This window comes from Proteus sp. G2300, from assembly GCF_009915965.1.
Lineage (GTDB): Bacteria > Pseudomonadota > Gammaproteobacteria > Enterobacterales > Enterobacteriaceae > Proteus > Proteus vulgaris.
Window position 1 is genome coordinate 161,112 of the sequence record NZ_JAABNK010000014.1, and the last position, 21,297, is coordinate 182,408.

17 protein-coding genes are annotated in these 21,297 nt (G+C 35.6%); 9 read left to right on the top strand and 8 right to left on the bottom strand.

Going from position 1 to position 21,297, the window contains the following annotated elements:
• Positions 1-7 precede the first annotated feature (7 nt).
• From GWI97_RS08525 to GWI97_RS08550, 6 genes are all read right to left on the bottom strand, one after another.
• The gene (locus GWI97_RS08525; protein WP_036935061.1) at positions 8-2,173 is read right to left on the bottom strand and encodes an autotransporter family protein; all 2,166 of its coding nucleotides are present in this window, start codon (positions 2,171-2,173) and stop codon (positions 8-10) included.
• Positions 2,174-2,209: 36 nt separating this feature from the next.
• Positions 2,210-3,094, bottom strand: coding sequence for an OmpG porin family protein (locus tag GWI97_RS08530; protein WP_036935059.1), 885 nt, complete (start codon positions 3,092-3,094; stop codon positions 2,210-2,212).
• 146 nt (positions 3,095-3,240) lie between these two features.
• Positions 3,241-4,797 (bottom strand): sulfatase-like hydrolase/transferase, encoded by a 1,557-nt coding sequence (locus GWI97_RS08535; protein ID WP_036935057.1) that lies wholly within the window; start codon positions 4,795-4,797, stop codon positions 3,241-3,243.
• Between the two features lie 326 nt (positions 4,798-5,123).
• On the bottom strand, positions 5,124-5,615 hold the full coding sequence (locus tag GWI97_RS08540; protein ID WP_036935055.1) for a hypothetical protein: 492 nt from the start codon (positions 5,613-5,615) through the stop codon (positions 5,124-5,126).
• 228 nt (positions 5,616-5,843) lie between these two features.
• Complete coding sequence (locus GWI97_RS08545; protein ID WP_269814802.1) at positions 5,844-6,578, bottom strand: YadA-like family protein; 735 nt, start codon at positions 6,576-6,578, stop codon at positions 5,844-5,846.
• Between the two features lie 245 nt (positions 6,579-6,823).
• Entirely contained in the window at positions 6,824-7,654 is an 831-nt protein-coding gene (locus tag GWI97_RS08550) for a MurR/RpiR family transcriptional regulator (RefSeq protein ID WP_036935051.1), read from the bottom strand.
• Positions 7,655-8,148: 494 nt separating this feature from the next.
• Between GWI97_RS08550 and GWI97_RS08555 the strand changes: the two genes are divergently transcribed.
• The 6 genes from GWI97_RS08555 to tehB all read left to right on the top strand — a co-directional run bounded on the left by GWI97_RS08555 (position 8,149) and on the right by tehB (position 13,296).
• On the top strand, positions 8,149-8,349 hold the full coding sequence (locus GWI97_RS08555; RefSeq protein WP_036935049.1) for a hypothetical protein: 201 nt from the start codon (positions 8,149-8,151) through the stop codon (positions 8,347-8,349).
• Between the two features lie 322 nt (positions 8,350-8,671).
• Positions 8,672-9,226: a cytochrome b gene (locus tag GWI97_RS08560; RefSeq protein ID WP_036935047.1), complete on the top strand. Its 555-nt coding sequence runs from the start codon at positions 8,672-8,674 to the stop codon at positions 9,224-9,226.
• Positions 9,227-9,259: 33 nt separating this feature from the next.
• Complete coding sequence (locus tag GWI97_RS08565) at positions 9,260-9,838, top strand: YceI family protein (protein WP_036935045.1); 579 nt, start codon at positions 9,260-9,262, stop codon at positions 9,836-9,838.
• Positions 9,839-10,082: 244 nt separating this feature from the next.
• On the top strand, positions 10,083-11,168 hold the full coding sequence (locus GWI97_RS08570) for a linear amide C-N hydrolase (protein ID WP_036935043.1): 1,086 nt from the start codon (positions 10,083-10,085) through the stop codon (positions 11,166-11,168).
• A gap of 22 nt (positions 11,169-11,190) precedes the next feature.
• On the top strand, positions 11,191-12,363 hold the full coding sequence (locus tag GWI97_RS08575) for an NAD-binding protein (RefSeq protein ID WP_036935041.1): 1,173 nt from the start codon (positions 11,191-11,193) through the stop codon (positions 12,361-12,363).
• A 78-nt stretch (positions 12,364-12,441) separates the two neighbouring features.
• Complete coding sequence (gene tehB, locus GWI97_RS08580) at positions 12,442-13,296, top strand: SAM-dependent methyltransferase TehB (RefSeq protein WP_036935038.1); 855 nt, start codon at positions 12,442-12,444, stop codon at positions 13,294-13,296.
• A 70-nt stretch (positions 13,297-13,366) separates the two neighbouring features.
• On the opposite strand, the gene clcA is transcribed toward tehB, so the two are convergent.
• Positions 13,367-14,788: a H(+)/Cl(-) exchange transporter ClcA gene (gene clcA / locus GWI97_RS08585; RefSeq protein WP_036935036.1), complete on the bottom strand. Its 1,422-nt coding sequence runs from the start codon at positions 14,786-14,788 to the stop codon at positions 13,367-13,369.
• A gap of 195 nt (positions 14,789-14,983) precedes the next feature.
• Here clcA and GWI97_RS08590 point away from each other — a divergent pair, with 195 nt between their 5' ends.
• Positions 14,984-16,384, top strand: a complete 1,401-nt coding sequence (locus tag GWI97_RS08590) for an alanine/glycine:cation symporter family protein (RefSeq protein WP_036935034.1) — start codon at positions 14,984-14,986, stop codon at positions 16,382-16,384.
• Positions 16,385-16,568: 184 nt separating this feature from the next.
• On the opposite strand, the gene GWI97_RS08595 is transcribed toward GWI97_RS08590, so the two are convergent.
• Positions 16,569-18,050: an aldehyde dehydrogenase family protein gene (locus tag GWI97_RS08595; RefSeq protein WP_036935032.1), complete on the bottom strand. Its 1,482-nt coding sequence runs from the start codon at positions 18,048-18,050 to the stop codon at positions 16,569-16,571.
• A gap of 492 nt (positions 18,051-18,542) precedes the next feature.
• Here GWI97_RS08595 and hcp point away from each other — a divergent pair, with 492 nt between their 5' ends.
• Both hcp and hcr read left to right on the top strand, forming a co-directional pair.
• A complete protein-coding gene (gene hcp / locus GWI97_RS08600; RefSeq protein ID WP_036935029.1) occupies positions 18,543-20,195 on the top strand; it encodes a hydroxylamine reductase in 1,653 nt (550 codons plus the stop codon).
• Positions 20,196-20,252: 57 nt separating this feature from the next.
• On the top strand, positions 20,253-21,257 hold the full coding sequence (hcr, locus tag GWI97_RS08605) for an NADH oxidoreductase (protein ID WP_036935027.1): 1,005 nt from the start codon (positions 20,253-20,255) through the stop codon (positions 21,255-21,257).
• Positions 21,258-21,297: the final 40 nt, after the last annotated feature.

The following is a 21,297-nucleotide window of genomic DNA, read 5'->3' on the forward strand; positions in this document are numbered from 1 at the left end:
TTTCTCCTTAGAAACGCTGGCTAACAGTGAAACCAATGCGTCCTTCATTAAATTTGTCATAACGCTGATAGCCCATCGTTGTGCCTAAATTTAATGATTGAGTGATATCGAGATTTGCACCTAATTCCGCACTAATAATGTCACCACCAACGGTATTTCCTTTAATATCAAAGGTACTTCCCCCTGTATTAAAATAGGTAAGGCTGTGGCGTTGATTGATATCATTGTCACCTGCAATATCTTTGAAATAACGAAGATTAAGAGAGGGGGTTAATTTGCCATAAGCAGTCTGATAGCTATTCCATAAAGCAACAGACCCACCTAATTGATTAACTGCGTAGCGCTGGCCGTAAGTGCGCATGGATAATGCAGAGCCAGTTTCTTCCCAAGAATCAATATTGAGCCACTGATATTGGTAAGTCAGCATCGGTTTAATATGGATGAAATCAAAATCAAAATAGGTTCCGGCATTAATCTGATAACCTAATTGCACACTAGAATAATCACCTTTTGCTTTGGTATTTCCTTCCCATCCGGTATTGCCACCGATATCTCGCTCACTATCTACGGTGTAATAACCAATATTTAAATTACCATTTAGGAATAATGTGTCACTATACCAACCGGTGTAAGGCATAAATTCAAAATGGCTAATTTCTTTACTTGCGTTACGTTGTTTCGCGTCAGCTTTTGCGTAGTTATAAGCAAAAGAAACACCAATAAGAGCATCTTGATTAATTTCGTAATCAGTACCAATTTGGATACCAGTGCGATAAGTGTTGTAACCGTTTATTCCACCTTGATTACTTTGTGTGCCGTAACCGTACAACACATTAGCCCAGCTATTCCAGCCTGCTTCTCTTTCTTCAATAGGTAATTGGTTATCATAGCGTAAATAGCGATGAGCAATATTATTACGCATATCTTCAACCATGATTAATCCAGCTTGAATATCACTGCCATCAACAATAGGGGCTAAGTCATTCGATAACGTAGCAATATTATTATCGTCATTTCCTGCAGCAACTAATAAACTCAGAGCTTCATCTGAAACTTGACTACGCGTATTATTAAATTCATTTAAAACTGTTGGAATAATAAAATTAGCTGCCACTAATCCATTTTCACTGACATTGCCTCGTTTAGCCGCACTAATAAAATTATCTCCTCCTTCATAGCTAATACCATAACGTGCGACTAATTGATTACCACTGACACCACCACTAATATTCGGTGGCGTAGTTTCTAACCATGAATCTGTTTTTTCTAATAAAGGTGAAATATCTGGTGCAATGGCATTGGCATCAGTCACCGTAATTCCTGCTTCATCTTTAATCGCTGAATTAGAAGAAATTAAGACAATATCTTTATTTATGATGTTATCAACACTGGTACCTTTAAAATCCAATTTTGCTTGGCTACCTTTTTTAAAGGTAACATCGCCATCAATATGGAGAATGGTTTCATCGGTATTGGTATTGTCATCGAGGCGGAAAATAAGTTGGCTATTCTCCTTGTTGATAAAATTACCATCCCAGTGAATAGTCTTGTCTTTTCCTTGAATGGTTAAATTACCATGGTTTTCAATTAAAGGAACACCTGTGATTTGATAACCATCAAATAAGGCATTTTGAGCCCCACCTTGATATGCAAAGTTTATTTTAGTGTCAGCATGACCATTTCCTAATATATCGCCGTGGATCTCTCCATTTACATCACTTCTAAAACCCGTTTTTAGTGTTCTAAAATCAATAGCCGCTGTTTTTCCACGAATAATGGCACCATCTCTAACATAAACACCCGTACCACGTTTAGGAAAGTTACCTTCAACCAATATGGCTGTACCTTTTTCACTGGTTACGTTGGCACCATTCAAATTAATGTTACTGCTAAAAGAAGCGCCTTGATTTATCTTGATGGCACTTGCGCCCTCACCAGTAACAGTAATATTTTTTGTAATTGCTTGTGCTTTGTATTCTGTTGATGAGCCATTAAATACAACGCCATCACCTTGCGAAACAGTGACATCTTTATTTATTTGAGCCGTGTTACCGTCATTAACATTAACTGTTTCACAGATATTTAGAGTGGGATCACATTCTGTCGCCCATGCTGAACCATAAATAGCTGATAAAATAGCCACGCTCAAAAATAACAATTTTTTATTTTTCACAATATAACTCCATGAACAATTATATGGTTTTAATTATTAGAATGTTGCTCGGAATGACACTTTGAAATAATCCTGAGTCGATTTACTACCGTCATTTTTATTTTCAACTCGTTCATTATAATATTCCGTCATGACTCGCCATTGAGGAGATATTTGATAAGCCATTTGTAGGGTATAACGAGTCATATCTTTTTCGATATAAATGCCTTGATTGGTTCTATCTTCTATTTTTCCAAAAATAGATTTACGCATTGATGGAGAAATAATTAGCCCTATTGGCGTTGTCCAGTTTACATACATACGTAATTGTTGATTATGATTTGTTTCTTTTTTGTCGTATTCTTGATGTCGTATTGCTTGTTTCCCTCCATCAAAATAAGCAATGGTTGTATTAATATTCGGTGTTACAAAATAACGAATACCAGGTTCAATTTCCCAGCCTAAATAATCAGTATTGGTGATACCATTGCTACGTTTATCTTCTTTCTTTTGTAAGCCAAATAGAACACTACCCGTTAAAACCCAATCTTTATTAATTGGAAATTGGTAATTAGTTTTTGATTCATAAAAATCAATAGTTAATCGGCTACCATTATCATAGTTAGTGAGATCTTGACGGATTTTTAAACCAGGCTGGATCCAGCCATTATTCAACTTAAAGCGATAACTGCCTTGTAAATCATAGCGTTGATATCGGTTTTTATTATCATGTTCACGTTGACGAAAACCAACATCGAAATACCAGTTAGATTTATCTGGGTTAATATTAAAATCAACACGGTAACCAGCATAGTTATTGGACGTATCATAATCTGCTGTTTCCCAAGAAAACATAGCGTTGACATTAGCTGCTTGAGAATGAAAAGAAGTTAAACCTAAGCCAAGAAGAGGTAAGAAAAAAGCAATACGAAGTTTGTTCATGGTATATATCCAATTCTTTATTCGCTTTTATGAGTGCCAAATTTTAGGTGTAGGACGTCTTTCCTTTTATTTTATTAAAAGGACTTTTTATATTAGCGAATTGGGTTTATATATAGCGCCATAAAATTATGGCGCAGATATTTTTATTATTTTTCTTTACATGTCGATATTGTTTTATTTAATTTATTGGTCGTTGCTGTAATAAATTCAGTGGCACGCCAAGAATCTCCTGTTTTTTCCAACCAAGGGGTTAATTCTTCTTTAATTAATTTCTCAATTAAAGGCATATTGTCTTTAGCAATATTTTTCATTTGATAAGGATCATTTACATTGTCATATAAGGTATATTTCAATGGCTGTCCATCTTGCCTATCGATAACCAATGTATGTGTTTTGGTTCTGACGCCCCGCTTACCAAATGAAGGTTCTCCATAAGGAATAAAGAGATAAAGCTGCGAGTTTGCTGTGTCGCCTTTGCCTGTGACCACTCGATCTGAAAGATCACTGCCTTCAACGGAATCAGGTATCCATTCAGATAAGCCAAGTAGACCTAAGATAGTTGGGTAAATATCAGGCGCTGACATTAGTGCCTCGTCAGTGCCTGGTTTAATTTTACCCGGTAAACGAAACATCATAGGAACACGCATGGATTCTTCATAAGGATTATTTTTTGTTGCTTGTCCATTGGCTCCTAAGCAACTGCCATGATCAGAGAAGAAAACCACGAGAGTATTATCTGCAAGACCTTGTTTTTCTAATTCATCGACAATGCGACCAAATTGCTCATCAACACCGTTGACCATTGCCATATATTCTTTGAAATATTGAGGCCCATAGCCTTCTTGGTATTCACTTTCCCATTGTACGTTCGGGCGAGTGTTGAGTTCTTTTGACGTTTTACCTTGATAAGCATCGAGATATTTTTTCGGTACTTGGTCATAAGGCGAATGAGGTGGGTTCATTGAAACCACTAATGCAAATGGTTTTGAATTATCTCTAAATTGATTATTTTCATTTTTGAGGAACTTGATTGCCATATCTGCTTCATGTTCAGGCCCCCATTGATCAATGTAAATCGGCTTATCACGAGGAGTATCGTTTGCCCAATACATAGGTTTTAAATGTAGATCGTAGGTGCCATAAGAATACCAAAAGTCAAAACCATGGCGTCTATCAGGCGCTGCCCATTCATTCCAATAACGGCCTTCCATTGGATTATTATAACTTTCAATAAACGGCTCGTAAGGTGCATCAAGGTGCCATTTGCCAATATAGCCTGTGCTGTAATCGAGCGATTTTAAAACATCAGACCAACATTTTGCATAAGGCGATAAATCAATACCTACTTTGCCACCATAATCATGGGCATTTCCTGTAATTCCATTGCGAACAGGATATTGCCCAGTCATAAACATGCCACGGAAAGGAGAACACAGAGGATAATTTGAAGCCATTTGTGTCATTACTTTGGCTTGCTTCGCAAATTTATTCAGATTTGGTGTAATTGAGGGATCTTCTCCCATAAACTGCAACGCGTGAGCGCGCATTTCATCAGGAAAAACAATTAATAGGTTAGGGGCGTTTTCCGGACGTGATCGTGTGTTAGATGAGCCCACTGAATTAGCAATAACAGGGGTAGAAACAGTCATTGCTGCACCGCTGGCTGCTAGCCCTTTGATAAAAGTTCTGCGGGAAACAGTCATTGCTTCCTCCTATTTTACGTTTACTTTCGAATTGGTGTCTTTTATCTTATTTATACTTTTGTATAAGATCAAAAAGTAAGTTAACGAAAGATCAAGAATTGAAAGGGAGATCACAGAATAGTGTCAATTTGTAAGCAATTTGACAGATAAAATAGGCGTTGGAATATTGTTAAGAATAGATTAACTTTTTATTTGTTTTTATATGTTATTGATTTTATTTGATATCTTTTGTTTTGTGATGGCGGTAACAAAAAAATCTAAAAGTTTTCCTTTTTAGCGAGAAATAGAGATAACAGAAAGTGTAAGTCTTTTTCTTTCGTTTGTTTTCATTGCCCCTTTATGACCCACCAAGATGTTCCATTAAACTCAAAGGTTTTAACTATCTCCATACCTAACTTTTGATGTGCTTTTAGTGAGCGAATATTTTCATTGTTAACAAATGCAATGGGGTGACCACCATGTAAAGTACAGATTTGTTGGTAAAGATCGCTTAATAGTGATTTTCCTCGATGTGATTTATCAATACAAACAGGACCATAAAACCAATTATTTTGTGTTATTTCTGGAAAGCGTCGATTAATCTCTTGAGCAATAGGGGGAATTGAAAAAGACGTGACAGGAAAGCTGAAAACAACCGCAACGATATTGTCTTGGTAAAGTGCAACAATAGTATTTGTACTACTTTGATACATTGCCTCAACTTTATTTTGGGGATATTCGCCATATAAACCACCTTGTTGAGATTCTGAGTTTGCTTGCAATAATGTTGCTACTGAACTGATATCTTTAGACACCATTTTTCGAAATATATAACCCATTTTTTATTCCTTTTTATGCTAAATTATAATCTTAGTATATAAAAATAATGTATCTTATAAAAAGATATTAAAGATACTAAAGATAAATTTATCAATCTAAAGGTAGTTATTTAATTTTTTGTTAAATCTATTTTGGGTAAAATGTAATTAAAGCAGCAATAGAATATATTTATTACTGCTTAATTAATAATATGAGTTTTATTCTATATTTATAGACAACAAGTATGATTACCAGCCATAGGCTAATCCCCCCCCAATAATAATTTCTTGTTCACTATTTATTGATGAGTTTAATCTAAATGCAATGTCGTTATTTGGCTTATATTGTATTCCTCCGGCAATAGCCGTACCAGTTCGGTAATTACTAATACCAATTCCGCTACTTAAGGTGTGATGGCTAAGATAAGGAATATTCGTCATTGCAACAGATGAAGCAATACCTGCAAATACTTTCTTTTCTAATACGATGATTTTTTTATCTAAATTTGCAATTGAGTCTGTGATTTCAGCTTGCCTTTTCCTGTAATAGTGATCAAAATCATTAACATGGGTTTTTATATTATCGATGTCTGTACTAATACTTCTTTTTAGCTGATTGATGACATTATTTGTTGTTATTCTGTTTTTATCTACCATTTTTTTAGTTTGGATAAGATTGACAGCATCTGTATTATTTTTACCATCACTAATATTCACTAATCGAGAAGTCTGGTTATTTTCAATGTTACCAAATGAAACTGTATCTTCTTCTGTTGCTAATGCATTATGACCAATGGCAACAGCGCGTGTATTTTTAGCTTGGCTATTGACTCCTATGGCAATCGAACCATTACCTGAAGCATTACTGTTATCACCGAATGAAATACTAGGGATATTAACGATTATAGGTGTTTCAATATCTTCTTTTATTGAAGTCGTATTTGAATAAGAAAGTGAAGGAAATAATAGTAAAAATAAAAACAACTTTTTAAATAACATTTAATTTAATCCTGTCAGCAGAATTTTGGCGTAAATTAATGCTAAAGGATTGTTTTTTTCATCACAAATAAAATATTCTGAAATTACTCTTAAAAACAATTTCAAACAAAATTCTAAGTTATTTAATATAAAGTTAATTATTTTGTAGTCATTCTATTAAATAAAGTTATAATCGATAGGCTGTTAAATAAAAAACTGCATCTTTATTAAAATGCAGTTTGGGATAAACGTTAACTAATTTTTTTTCTAAAGGCAAAAGCAACAGAAATCGCTTGTAGCAAACACATTGTTGATGTTTGAGAGCGAAAGGTTTTTATTTGAGCTTCTTTTACCGTTAAACAAACATCACTCAAACTTGCCAATGGGCTAATGGGGCTGTCTGTAACAATAATTTGTTTAGCTTCTTTATATGTAGCCATTTCGCACATTTTTTGCATTTCATTTGAGTATGGATGGAAATGAATGCCAAAAAGTACATCTCGATGTGTAATATTTCTCAATTGCTCTTTGTACATTCCTCCTAAGCTGTTTACAAAAACAGTTTCACAAGGAATGTGCGAGAGAGCATGAAAGAAATAACTCGCAGCACTGAATGAGTGATGAAAGCCACAAATATAAATTGTTTCAGCATGTTCAAGTAATTGTAATGTTTTATTTAACATTTCTCTGTGAGTCTGATTTGCCAATTGTTGCAATGAATGGCTATTTGCTTGTGCAAATTCTTGCAAAATATAGGCAGGCTCATTCAGATTAGGGGGTTCCTCTTTATATTTCTGTTTATAAGTTAAATTTTCATTTTCATTTACCATTTCATTCATCAAATGATGTTGAAATAATTGTTTCATTTCATTAAAGCCAGTGAAATGAAACGCATTGGCAAAACGAATTAATGTCGATGGAGGAACATTTGCTTTATCTGCAAGGATTGCAATTGTATCAAATGCCACACTGTTTTTATTATCAAGTAGATAATGTGCAACCTGCTGTAGCCTTTTACTTAATCCATTATAGCGGGAGCGAACTTGTTCCTGTAGTTCATTCAGATTTGTTGCAGTAGACATAGTACCCTCAATAAAAATACTGTTGTAATTGTAGTGTTTTTTGAGTCGGAATTGAATGTTTTTAGCTAATAGCAATTAAAATGAAATATGGAGTTAATTCAAAGTAAATGAATAACCTAAAGGTAATTATTTGATGTTTAAAACTCTATTTTATTTATTCTTTATTGATTTTATTGTCACCTATCGAAATTAATTTTCTTTAATTGAAATTAAATGAAATTATTGTTTCATTTTGTTAATGTGATGGTAATAATGATATCGTTTTTATTTGCTCAATTTTATTTTATTTAACCTACATTGTTTTATATTATTGTTAATTTAACTTAGGTTGTTATTTTTTATTATTGATATTTCTCTTATTTAAGATTTGAAGTATTTTAATATCTTTGTGCGCAATGATTGATATTCATAATACAACACTTGTTTTATTTGCTAATGATAGTAATTTATCACTATCTTAATTTAAATTTACTTTTATTGGTTGAAATTTTTATATGCAAAACGATCATTCGTGGATTAATTTATTAATGCACTATTTTCATGATCACTACTCAGAAATGATGCCTATTATTTTTTTTGTATGTATTGTGGGGATTATTTTTGGTGTCGTACGTGAAATGCGTTGGTTATCTGTTTTTTTTACCGTCCCTTTAATTATTATTGTATTTTGCTTAATTAGTTCTAATTTAGGGTAAGTAAAAATATACAATTGTTATTAAGGTTGAACAATAGTTACATTGGTCTTATTTTTATATATTCTTATTTCTCTTATATTTTATTCTATTATTAAGCGTGATAACTCCGTCATCTGTTTATCCGATTTCTGCCATAAACTATTTTACAACAATACTATTGATTAAATAATAAACCAAGTGACTAATAAGAGCTTATTACTTATTGATTATTATTGATAAAGATAAGCAAATAATTTGTTGAATAATGGGCTAACATTTTATTCTCAATATACTAAACTAGATAACATTATTTTAATGAATTAGAAACTATTGGGTTTTTATTATGCAATGGCGAAATAACACGTCTCGCTACGGGCACTTGTCACTCATTTTACACTGGGGGTCCGCACTTACCGTTTACGGTATGTTTGCTTTAGGGTTATGGATGGTTACGCTCGGCTATTATGATAGTTGGTATCATTCAGCTCCTGAATTACATAAAAGTATCGGTATTCTTTTATTTATTGTTCTGATCTTGCGTGTGATATGGCGTTGGATGTCGCCTCCGCCTAAAGCATTATCAAGTTACAGTAAATTCACTCGCATTAGTGCTCATATCGCACATATGCTCTTATATTTCATTTTATTTTCTATTCTCATTAGTGGGTATTTAATCTCCACTGCTGATGGTCAAGCGATATCTGTTTTTGATTGGTTTTCTGTACCCGCTATTTTTACAGGCGAAGCCGAACAAGCAGATTTAGCTGGTGACGTTCATCTTTATTTAGCATGGTCAGTGGTTTTGTTATCACTATTACATGCAGCTGGAGCCTTAAAGCATCATTTTATTGATAAAGATGTGACGTTAAAACGCATGCTAGGAATGCGAACTAAATAATTAAACTGATAGAACAAGATTATGGAGATAACCATGTTTAAGAAAGCTTTATTGGGTTTAACAGCAGGTGCGTTGTTATTTAATGCGAGTACTACTTTAGCTGCAGATTATGCTATTGATAAACAAGGCCAGCATGCATTTGTACAGTTTCGTATTCAACATTTAGGTTATAGCTGGTTATATGGCACCTTTAAAGATTTTGATGGTACTTTCAGTTATGACAAAGAAGATCCATCTAAAGATAAAGTTGATGTTGTGATTAAAACGGGAAGTTTAGACACAAATCATGCTGAACGTGATAAACATTTACGTAGTGCTGATTTCTTTAACGTGAGCAAATATCCTGAAGCACGATTTGTATCAACCAAAGTCACTCGTGAAGGTGAGCATTATGTGGTAGTCGGTGATTTAACATTAAATGGTGTGACGAAACCTATATCATTAAATGCAAAATTAATTGGTGAAGGCACTGATCCTTGGAAAGGTTACCGTGCTGGTTTTGAAGCGACAGGTAAAGTAAATCTGAAAGAGTTTAATTTTAAATCAGACTTAGGACCAAAATCACAAGAAGCAGAATTAATAATCTCTGTTGAAGGTGTTAAAAAGGCTTAATTAAATGCTTTTTGTAGGGAAATAAAATTCCTGGTTATCTAGATGATTGATAAACCGATACCTTAGTGTATCGGTTTTTTTATGCGCAATTAAGATGAGTTGTTTTATACTTAGGTAACAGTTCTTATTTTCTAATCGAGTTAATCAAGAGCTATATATCAATTTATCTGTTTTATTTAAAAGCAAAAAATAAAAAAGAGGAATTTTCGCCATCTCATCCATTTATTTAACAGGAAAAGAGTCAATAATGAAAAAATTACGCCATACTTTTTTGGGCACTCTACTTATCTCTGGTTTTTTAACAACAGGAGTGACAGAGGTTAATGCATGTACTCGACTTGTCTATTTAGGCGATAATAATCAAATTATTACAGCTCGTTCAATGGACTGGAAATATGACATAGGAACAAACTTATGGATATTCCCACAAGGTATGCAACGTTCAGGTGAAGCGGGTGATAATTCCATTAAATGGACATCTAAATATGGAAGTGTTGTTGCATCTGGTTACGATATTTCAACAACAGATGGGATGAATGAAAAGGGATTGGTTGCTAATTTATTGTGGTTGGCGGAATCTGATTATCCTGCTTATACCAAAGAAAAACCGGCTATTTCGATTTCAGCATGGGCTCAGTATGTGCTAGATAATTTTGCTACCGTAGAAGACGCCGTGACAGCATTAGAAAGTGAACCTTTTATTGTATTAACGGATAAAGTACCAGGGCAGGACAGAATGGCGACGTTACATCTTTCTCTTTCTGATGCCTCTGGTGATAGTGCTATTATTGAATATATTAACGGCAAGCAAGTGATTCATCATAGTAAAGAGTATCAAGTAATGACGAACTCGCCCATTTTTTCAGAGCAATTAGCATTAAATAGTTATTGGCAACAAATTGGTGGAACTGTGATGTTGCCAGGAACAAATCGTGCATCAGATCGTTTTACCAGAGCTTCTTTTTATGTGAATGCCATTCCTAAGGCACAATCGAGTAAAAAATCGCTTGCCAGTGTCTTTGGCGTGATCAGAAATGTTTCTGTTCCCTATGGATTAAGTACTATTGAATCACCTGAAATTTCATCTACACGCTGGAGAACGGTTGCTGATCATAAAAACCAACTATATTTTTTCGAATCAGCATTATCACCGAATACCTTTTGGGTTAATTTAAAGGAAATTGATTTTTCAAAAGAGAGCGGGAAAGTTATGACCTTAGTATTAGGTGAAGAACAATCAATCATTTATTCCGCTAATGCGACAAGCCATTTTAAACCCGCAGAACCTTTTAAATTTCAAGGATTAGATAATATTCCTTTAAATAACTAGTTGAGTATTCACGATACCTAATATGAAATTATCCGTAATACTAAATGTGATAGAGACATCTAAAGTGACAAGAAAGATGATGTCTTTATTACTTATCTTAAATGGTATGTTTATCATTTACTCAATTCTGTTATCTCGTGGTATTTATCTGAATTGGGAAATTCATGGCTTTTCTGCGTGGCTTAAATCATTAGGGGTATTAAAATTACTAGATATCCCTAAGGTGATGCTAGCTTGTGCGTTAATTTTGCTCTCAATATTTATGTATTTAGGCGCAAGGATTGCGTGGTGTGTGTCTCTTATCTTATTAGCTACCATTGTTTTTCTTGATGTTGCGGTTTATCAGCAAATTGGTTTTCAGGCTTATTTTTCTTTTGCTTTGGCGATTGGATTATTAATAAGTTGGCGTGCCTTTCCGCATCATAGTTTAACTAGTGCTGGCTTTGTGGCTTTTATCTGTACCCTTTCTTTACTGTTATTCTCAATGTTGGGAAGCCTCTATATTGGGGACGAGTTCAAACCTCATATTACAACGTTAATGGATGCATTTTATTTTTCTATTGTCTGCATGACGACATTAGGATTTGGCGATATTGTGCCAATTAGTACAAATGCCCGTATTTTTACATTAACTGTTGTTATCTTAGGAATAACTGTTTTTACTACATCTATTGTGTATGTGATGGGGTTTCTTGCCCGAGGGACTCGCGATATTGTTAAGAAAAGGATCGCTAAAATGCATAATCATTTTATTATTATTGGATCTTCGGCACTGGCTTCACAATTAGAAAAAGGATTAAGAGAGCAAGGAAAACCAGTTATTGCGATTTGTACTGATAAAAGTAAAGCTGTCTATGATGCGCAAGCTAATATTATTGAAGGTGATCCAACTAACCTTAAAACGTTGCAATCCGCTAATATTGCTAAAGCCAATTGGGTAGCAACTTTATCTGAAAGTGATGCTGAAAATACGTTTATCTTACTTACTATCCAAGAGTGCTCTAATGTCGATGCCAAGTTAATTACTATTATTAATCAAGATGAAAATAGAGATAAGATCAGTCGATTACGTCCTGATATGCTGTTTTCTTTAGCGTCGTTAGGTAAAGAAATTATGATGAAAGTTTTATGTGGTGAATCTATTTCTTCATCAGATGTGACGAATTTGCTTTTAAATAAATATTTAAAATCATAATTTTGAGCAGAGTATCTTTACGAACGATAATGATTGCCATAAGATGTATTTAAAATGCATCTTAATTGAGGTTGGATTATGGAACTTGTTAGTTATAAAACAATGCCAGAGTGGACACGAACATCAATTCCTTTAGCGTTATTAGAACGTCACAATACAAAGGAAGGTACTTATGCTCAAATGCGTGTCCTACAAGGGAATATGACATTTGTCGTATTTAATGAGGATGGTTCACAAATTTCGGTGGACTGTGATACAGAAAATCAACCCCCTTTAATCCAACCTCAACAGTGGCATAAAATTGATAAAGCGAGTGATGATGTACGTTGCCAACTGTCGTTTTTATGTGCGCCAGAAGATAAACTCTTTAAAGAAAATGACTTGTCACTACCGCATTCTGAAGTGCGCTATATGGCAACATTAACTCACCCTTGTAAGGTCTTGGATTTAGGTGCAGGGCGTGGGCGAAATAGTTTTTATTTGGCGTCTCAAGGGTATGATGTCACGGCATTAGATATTAATGCCTCTCATATTGAGGCGATTGAAAGCGTTAAAACTAAAACAGGTTTGTCAGTAAAAAGTGGTTTATACGATATCAATGAAGCTTCACTGACTGAAAAATACGACATTATTATTTCAACTGTTGTGTTGATGTTTTGTCAACGAGAACGTATTGCAACTATTATTAAAAACATGCAAGCATGTACCAATAATAATGGTATTAATGTGATTGTTTGCCCAGTTGAAACAGAAAATAGTGATCCTGCTGAAATTCCATTTAAGACCTTTTTACGCCAAGGAGAATTAGCGGATTACTATAAAGACTGGGAAATCATCAAATATAATGAAAATCCGGGTCATTTACATAAAACCGATGCCAATGGTAATCGTATTGCTTTGAATTTTGCGACGTTAATTGCCCGTAAAAAATAATTCAATTCATATCATTTATTTTTAAATACCCCAATTTAGTTGGGGTATTTTTTTATCTGTTTGAGCACGTTTATTGTTGTAGTGATTTAGTATTTTTTATGTCATTAACTTGGTCTGTTTGTTCTTTTGCTTCAGACTTTTGTAAAATGCGTTCTAATAAAACGGTGTAGATAGGGCGGCCACCTAATAGCTGTGCCAACATAGTAGCACCCAAGCAGGTGATTATCATAGGCAGGATAAGCTGATAATTATCTGTCATTTCTAATACTAAAACTATTCCTGTCAGTGGCGCTCTTACCGTTGCAGCGAATAAAGCACCCATACCGGCAATGGCAAAAGTACCGATTTGAATTTGATAATCAGGAAAAAGTAATGTTGCCATTAATCCGAATGCACTACCAAATAGAGTACCTAATGCGAGAGTGGGGGCAAATATGCCACCAGGGGCGCCAGATGCAAAGCTAATAATGGATGTGATAGTTCGTAAAATAAAGAAAAGTAACACTGCAATAAGTGAATATTGTCCAGTGCTGAGTGCTGGAATAATGCTGAATCCACCGCCAGTAATTTCAGGCATAATTAGTGCTAATAGGCCACAAAGCCCACCAATAATACCGCCGGTTAAAACAAAACGTGAAATTTTATCTTGATAAAAATGCTGAAATTGAGTTTGAACATAAAAAAGTAATTTACTGAATATGACACCGATAATGCCAAATAGCATACCTAAAACTAAATATAACCAAAGCGTATTGAGTGGGGCGGATGAAAATTTACCAATATGAATCACACCGCCTTCGCCATTAAATAAGCGAAAGACAATGCACGACATAATAACACCGATAAAAACTGCTTTAATTGAAATAAGGCTGTATTTAAATTGAGGTCGCATCTCTTCAATAATAAATAAAATACCCGCAAGAGGAGCATTAAAAGCTGCGGTTAACCCAGCGGCTGCACCTGTTGCTAATAATGTGTGGCGTGATTCTTTATCTTTTAAGTGAGAAATGTCATTAACCAATTGGCCAATATTGGCACCCAATTGAACTGTCGGGCCTTCTCGTCCTAATACCATCCCTGAACCCAATGTTCCAATACTGGCAATGAATTTTACCGGTAATACTCGCCACCAACGAACAGGGCGAATATCTATCATTGCTCCTTCAATTTCAGGGATACCAGAGCCACCTGATTCAGGCGAGAATTTCTTGACTAAATAGTAACCTAACATGGCTAAAATAGAAGAAAAAAGTAATGTGCTAATAGCTAGAATATAAGGATTAGTGAAGGTTTTGACGAGTTCTTCTTGCCTGAAGTTTATAACCCAGCTCACACTTTTTTCAAATAAAACACCCACTAACCCAGCAAGCGAACCGACTATGGCAGACAGTAGCAGGACTTTCAGTGGTGCGAGATTGGTTTCTTGTGCTTTTCTGAATAAATTAAAACGTCGTTCATTTTGGCTATTTTGGATAGATTTACGGTTATGCATAACTTTGATTTATGTATTGTAACAATGAACATAATGATAGCGTAATTTTGTATTGAAGTGATATTTCTCACATAACGTAATCAATTTTAGAGTTAGTCGTTTTTTTTTCTAGCATATTTCCACTTTTTCATCTTTAGTGTAATTGATAACAAAAAATACATATTTATATAACATTTGGACGAGAAAGGGTAACTTATGGATTTCATCACGAATATATTAAGTGCTATAAATGGCGTGGTATGGGGAGTACCGATGCTTGTCGGTATTCTTGGTATTGGTCTTTTTATGCAGTTCCGGCTCGGTTTTTTACCTATACGAAAATTGGGTACAGGGTTTAAGCTTCTATTTGAAAAAAATGATAAAAGAGGTGAAGGACAAATATCGCCCTTTAATGCCCTGATGACTGCACTTTCTGCAACAATCGGAACAGGTAATATAGCTGGTGTTGCAACAGCTGTTGTATTAGGTGGTCCCGGCGCGTTGTTTTGGATGTGGATGACGGCATTAGTGGGGATGGCAACGAAGTATTCAGAGGCCGTATTAGCAGTACGTTTTCGTGAAGTTGATAAATACGGAAACTATGTTGGTGGCCCAATGTATTATATCAAAAATGGTTTGGGTAAAAATTGGATTTGGTTAGGTACACTGTTCGCTATTTTTGGTAGTTTTGCTGGCTTCGGTATTGGTAATACAGTACAAGCTAACTCTGTCGCGGATGTATTACAGAGTAATTTTGGTATTTCAACCACGATTACCGCTATTGTGTTAGTTGTCTTAGTCGGAGCGGTGTTAATTGGGGGAATTAAACGTATTGCTGATGTTGCAGGTAAATTAGTTCCAATTATGACTGTCGGTTATTTTGGTGCAGGTATTGTGGTTTTAGCACTCAACGTGACAGCCATTCCTGATGCCATTGTTCTTATTGTTAAATCAGCATTTACACCAATTGCTGCTCAAGGTGGATTCGCCGGTGCCGCGGTTTGGGCTGCTATCCGTTTCGGTGTCGCGCGTGGTGTTTTCTCTAATGAAGCTGGATTGGGTAGTGCACCGATTGCACACGCAACGGCAAAAACACAAAACCCTGTTCGCCAAGGTTTGATTGCGATGTTGGGAACTTTTATCGATACCATTATAGTGTGTTCAGTTACAGGCTTAACCATAATTATTACTGGCCAATGGTTAACCGGGCAAAGCGGGGCAACGTTAACTGCGGCTTCATTCTCTGCTGCTATTCCTGGCGGTAACTACATTGTGGCGATTGCATTAGCTATTTTTGCATTCACTACGATTTTAGGATGGAGTTTTTACGGTGAAAAATGTGTGCAATATCTTTTTGGGCCTAAAGCGATTATGCCATTTCGTGTTGCATGGCTGATTGCGTTACCCGTGGGGGCTACACAATCATTAGAGTTTGTGTGGTTACTAGCCGATACTCTTAATGCAATGATGGCTATTCCTAACTTAATTGCATTAGCCTTATTAAGCCCTGTTGTTTATCGCTTAACAAAAGATCATATAAAAGATGTTAACGCCGATCATATTGGGTTAGATAAAGAAACTGATGCAGTGAGCAAAAAAAAAGCTGAAGTAGAGTAACTCGTTCTTACTTATTGGCTAACAACACAACATAAAACCGCATGCTTTATAGAGAGAAGTATGCGGTTTTTTAGGATCACAACTTGAAATATGACGGGTATAGATAATAAAAAGCCTTCTGGGGAGAAGGCGAAGAGATGAGTATAGATATTATATTTATAAGAATTTAGAAAAAAGAGAAAATTTATTCTTTCATACTGATGAAGATGTTTTTCACTTGACTATAAGCATCTAGCATCATTTTGTGTGTTTCACGACCTAAACCTGACTTCTTGTAGCCTCCAAATGGAGCATGGGCAGGGAGTTCGTGATAAGTGTTAACCCACATACGGCCTGTTCTTACCGCTTTTGCAACACGTAAAGCACGGTTAATATCTTGCGTCCAAACACCACCACCGAGACCATATTCAGAGTCATTAGCCATTTCGATTACTTCATCTTCGTTATCGAATGGAATAACACACAATACAGGTCCAAAAATTTCTTCGCGAGCAACACGCATTTGGTTAGTTGCATTGATGATAATGGTCGGACGAACAAAGAAGCCGTCGTCGTAACCTTCACCTGTAATGCGTTCACCTCCTGTTAAAACGGTGGCACCTTCTTTCTTCGCGAGTTCAATATAGCCTAAGATAGTATCCATTTGATCTTGGCTAACTTGTGTACCCATTTGCGTATTAGGATCAAGCGGATCACCAACACGAATACTCTCAAATTCAGTTTTTAATGCTTTCAGAAATTCATCATGGATATCTTTATGTAAGAACAGACGTGAACCTGATTCACACGCTTGTCCTTGGTTCATTAATATTGCCAATGCTGAATATTTGACTGCTTTTTTCATATTTGCATCAGGGAATACGATATTGGCTGATTTACCGCCTAATTCCAATGTCGCAGGAACCATTTTTTTCGCAGCCGCTTCTGCCACGGTATAACCCACATTGGTAGAACCTGTAAATGCAAGTTTATCAATATCTTCGTGTTCTAAAATAGCTTGTCCTACAACAGAACCACGTCCTGTAACAATATTAATCACACCTGCCGGTAATATTTCATTTAAAATACGACCTAGCTCTAATAATGAAAGGGAAGTCAATGTTGCTGGGTTAATCACAACAGTATCACCTGCTGCAATGGCTGGTGCTAATTTCCATGCTGCCATTAATAGTGGGAAGTTCCATGGAATAATTTGTCCTACAACACCAATCGGTTCACGAATAACAAGACTAATGGTATTTTCGTCTAGGACGGCACTTTCATCGGTATGAGAGCGTATCACGCCTGCAAAATATCGAAAATGGTCAATAGAGGCAGGTAAATCGATGTTTTTCGACTCATTGAGTGGCTTACCATTATCTAATGATTCAATCCAAGCAAAGCGTTCTTGTTCTTGCTCTAAGCGATCTGCAATTTTTAATAAGAGGGCTTGGCGTTCTGCCGGAGAAGTTTTACTCCATGTTTTGAATGCGTTACGTGCAGCCGTGACTGCACGGTTGACATCTTCTGCACTTCCAGATTGGTATTCACTTAATAATTCACCGGTTGCAGGGCTATAGGTTTTGGTTGTTTTTTGTGATGTGCTAGTTACCCATTCTCCACCAATTAGCATTTTGTAGCTTTCTAGAGGACGAAATTCTGATGGAACATTATTTAATTTAATCATTTTTAATCTCCAATGTAGGGGTGAGTATCATTTAAATTTATAGTTTCATTTTGTAATACTCGTGCTAATAACATATATCAAATGAAATAATTTGATTAGCTATTGATGCAATAGGTGATATTAACGATAAAAAATAGTAATGAATATTACTGATTTAACAAAAATGAATAAACTTAATCGTTTCATCTCTCAGCTTTTATATGATTAAACAAAAAACACCCATCAGTTATTCTTAAATATTCTTTCTTATTTACTCATTAACGATTTAATGCGATTAATCAATTTGTTTAAAAAAAAGGTTTTAGATTTATGTGAAATCAAAAGATAAAAAAAGAGATATTGAAAGATTTGCTAGAAATTGCGTTAGATCAAACAACATTTAAATTGTTCAATATTGCACTTTCGCTCTTATAAAAATGGCGTATTCTTATGTTGCATCTGTAATGCAACTTATAAAAATAAAGCGTTATCTCTTATTAGAAGGAATACGATATGTATTGTGTGCAATGTGAACAAACAATGAAAACGCCTGTAGGTAATGGTTGTGCCTATGCGCAAGGTATGTGTGGTAAAACAGCAGAAACTTCAGATCTTCAAGATTTACTGGTTGCAGTATTAGAAGGACTTTCAGCGTGGGCATTAGCAGCACGTAGTGTTGGTATTATTGATCATGATGTTGATAGCTTTGCGCCTCGCGCTTTTTTCTCTACGTTAACCAACGTCAACTTCGATTCTGATCGCATTGTCGGTTATGCGAAAGAAGCTATCTATTTCCGTGAAAGTTTGAAATCTCGTACTGTAGCGAAAAATGCCGCAATTCAAGTCACTAATCCAAGAGCTGAAATTCAATTAGCAGGTAACGATTTAGACAGTTTACAAAAACAAGCCCAGCTTTTTGCCTTAAATGGTGATAAAGCACAAATCGGTGATGATCTTCATGGCTTACGTATGCTGTGTTTGTATGGTTTAAAAGGGGCTGCTGCTTATATGGAGCATGCGCATGTTTTAGGTCAATACGATAATGAGATTTATGCAGAATATCACCGTTATATGGCGTGGTTAGGAACGGATCCTGCTGATATGAATGAATTGTTAGAAAATGCGATGGGCATTGGCCAAATGAACTTCCGCATTATGGCGATTCTGGATAAAGGCGAAACTCAAGCTTACGGTAACCCAACGCCAGTTACTGTTAATGTGCGTCCTGTTGCGGGTAAAGCAATATTAATTTCAGGCCATGATCTGAAAGATTTACAAATGCTACTTGAGCAAACGGAAGGTAAAGGGATCAACGTTTATACTCATGGTGAAATGTTACCAGCTCATGGCTATCCAGAACTTAAAAAATATAAACACTTAGTGGGTAACTATGGTAGTGGCTGGCAGAATCAGCAAATCGAATTTGCGAAATTCCCCGGCCCTGTACTAATGACATCAAACTGTATTATTGATCCTAATGTCGGTAATTATGGCGATCGTATTTGGACTCGCAGTATTGTTGGTTGGCCGGGTGTAAAACACATCACTGGCGATGATTTCTCTGAAATGATTGAACAAGCACAATCATTAGAAGGTTTCCCATACAATGAAATTGAGCATTTAATTACTGTCGGTTTCGGTCGTGAAACACTATTAAATGCTGCTGATACTGTGATCGATTTAGTCTCACAGAAAAAATTACGTCATGTTTTCTTGGTTGGTGGTTGTGATGGTAGCCGTGGTGAACGTAGTTATTACACTGATTTAGCAAGAGAAATTCCACAAGATTGTTTAATCATGACCTTAGCTTGTGGTAAATATCGTTTTAATAAATTAGATTTTGGTACTTTAGAAGGGTTACCACGCTTACTTGATGTGGGTCAGTGTAATGATGCTTATTCTGCGATTATGCTAGCTGTTAATCTAGCTGAAAAATTAGGTTGTGGTGTCAATGATTTACCACTGTCCTTAATTTTGTCGTGGTTTGAGCAAAAAGCGATTGTTATTTTATTAACTCTGCTTTCATTAGGCGTAAAAAATATTTATACCGGTCCTACAGCCCCTGCGTTCTTAACAGACAATTTGCTTGCGGTTTTAAATGAGAAATTCGGTATGCGCTCAATCACTACACCAGAACAAGATCTTAAAGAGATCCTGTCAGCTTAATCGTTTAATTCATCATCATTGCCGAAGCCTGAGGGCTTCGGTAAGGAATAAATATCCATGACGATGCCTAGTTCCCTTTGCCCTAATCGTATGCAAGTTCACTCAATTGTTCAGGAAACCCCTGAAGTGTGGACACTAAATTTAATTAATCATGACTTTTATTCATATAAACCAGGCCAATTTGCGTTGGTGAGTATTAATAATAGTGATGAAGTAATGCGAGCTTATACTATTTCATCTTCGCCAGGGCTAAGCCCTTTTGTCACTTTAACTGTTCGCCGCTTAGAAAATGGCGTCGGTTCGGGTTGGTTAACATCACAAGTAAAACCGGGTGATTATCTTTGGTTATCTGATGCACAAGGTGAATTTACATGTGCAGGTAAAGAAGATGCCCGCTATTTAATGTTAGCCGCAGGGTGTGGTGTTACCCCTGTGATGTCAATGACACGCTGGTTGCTTAACAATCAACCTAAAGCGAATATCACCGTTATTTTTAATATTCGTGAGCAAAGTCAGTTTATCTTTGAGAAAGAGTGGATCGAATTAGCCAATGCGTATCCCTATAATCTCAATTTTATTATGATGCCTAAATTACCTGACAATAAAGGGATCTTTAGTGGTCGTATTTCTCAAGAAAAATTAGCTGTATTAGTCCCTGATATTGCGAGTCGCATTGTTATGTGTTGTGGCCCAAATAGTTATATGGAAGACACTGGACGTTTTGCAAGAAATCTTGGTGTACCTGCTGAGAATATCTTTATGGAACGTTTTGGTGATGAACCCGTTTGTGTTGATGAAAATGAACAATTAACCATGACTATTCGTCATCCATTATCGCAAATTAAAGTTCCTGTTGGTGTCACTTTGTTAACGGCAATGGAAGAGAATAAAGTACCCGTTTTTGCTGCTTGTCGTGCAGGTGTTTGTGGCAGTTGTAAAACGAGAATTGTTAGTGGTGATTATGATGTTTCCAGCACCAGTACATTAACGCCTGAAGAGATTGCGCAAGGTTATGTGTTAGCGTGTAGTTGCCGTTTAAAAGGTGATGTTGAGCTAGCATAATCGCTTTTTATTAAACTCTTTCCTTCTATTCTTCTATTTT

Excerpts from the sequence above, each read along its gene's own strand:
- GWI97_RS08530 (WP_036935059.1), bottom strand. The coding sequence starts at position 3,094 with ATGAACAAACTTCGTATTGCTTTTTTCTTACCTCTTCTTGGCTTAGGT.
- GWI97_RS08535 (WP_036935057.1), bottom strand. The coding sequence starts at position 4,797 with ATGACTGTTTCCCGCAGAACTTTTATCAAAGGGCTAGCAGCCAGCGGT.
- GWI97_RS08540 (WP_036935055.1), bottom strand. The coding sequence starts at position 5,615 with ATGGGTTATATATTTCGAAAAATGGTGTCTAAAGATATCAGTTCAGTA.
- GWI97_RS08550 (WP_036935051.1), bottom strand. The coding sequence starts at position 7,654 with ATGTCTACTGCAACAAATCTGAATGAACTACAGGAACAAGTTCGCTCC.
- GWI97_RS08555 (WP_036935049.1), top strand. The coding sequence starts at position 8,149 with ATGCAAAACGATCATTCGTGGATTAATTTATTAATGCACTATTTTCAT.
- GWI97_RS08560 (WP_036935047.1), top strand. The coding sequence starts at position 8,672 with ATGCAATGGCGAAATAACACGTCTCGCTACGGGCACTTGTCACTCATT.
- GWI97_RS08565 (WP_036935045.1), top strand. The coding sequence starts at position 9,260 with ATGTTTAAGAAAGCTTTATTGGGTTTAACAGCAGGTGCGTTGTTATTT.
- GWI97_RS08575 (WP_036935041.1), top strand. The coding sequence starts at position 11,191 with ATGAAATTATCCGTAATACTAAATGTGATAGAGACATCTAAAGTGACA.
- tehB (WP_036935038.1), top strand. The coding sequence starts at position 12,442 with ATGGAACTTGTTAGTTATAAAACAATGCCAGAGTGGACACGAACATCA.
- clcA (WP_036935036.1), bottom strand. The coding sequence starts at position 14,788 with ATGCATAACCGTAAATCTATCCAAAATAGCCAAAATGAACGACGTTTT.
- GWI97_RS08590 (WP_036935034.1), top strand. The coding sequence starts at position 14,984 with ATGGATTTCATCACGAATATATTAAGTGCTATAAATGGCGTGGTATGG.
- GWI97_RS08595 (WP_036935032.1), bottom strand. The coding sequence starts at position 18,050 with ATGATTAAATTAAATAATGTTCCATCAGAATTTCGTCCTCTAGAAAGC.
- hcp (WP_036935029.1), top strand. The coding sequence starts at position 18,543 with ATGTATTGTGTGCAATGTGAACAAACAATGAAAACGCCTGTAGGTAAT.
- hcr (WP_036935027.1), top strand. The coding sequence starts at position 20,253 with ATGACGATGCCTAGTTCCCTTTGCCCTAATCGTATGCAAGTTCACTCA.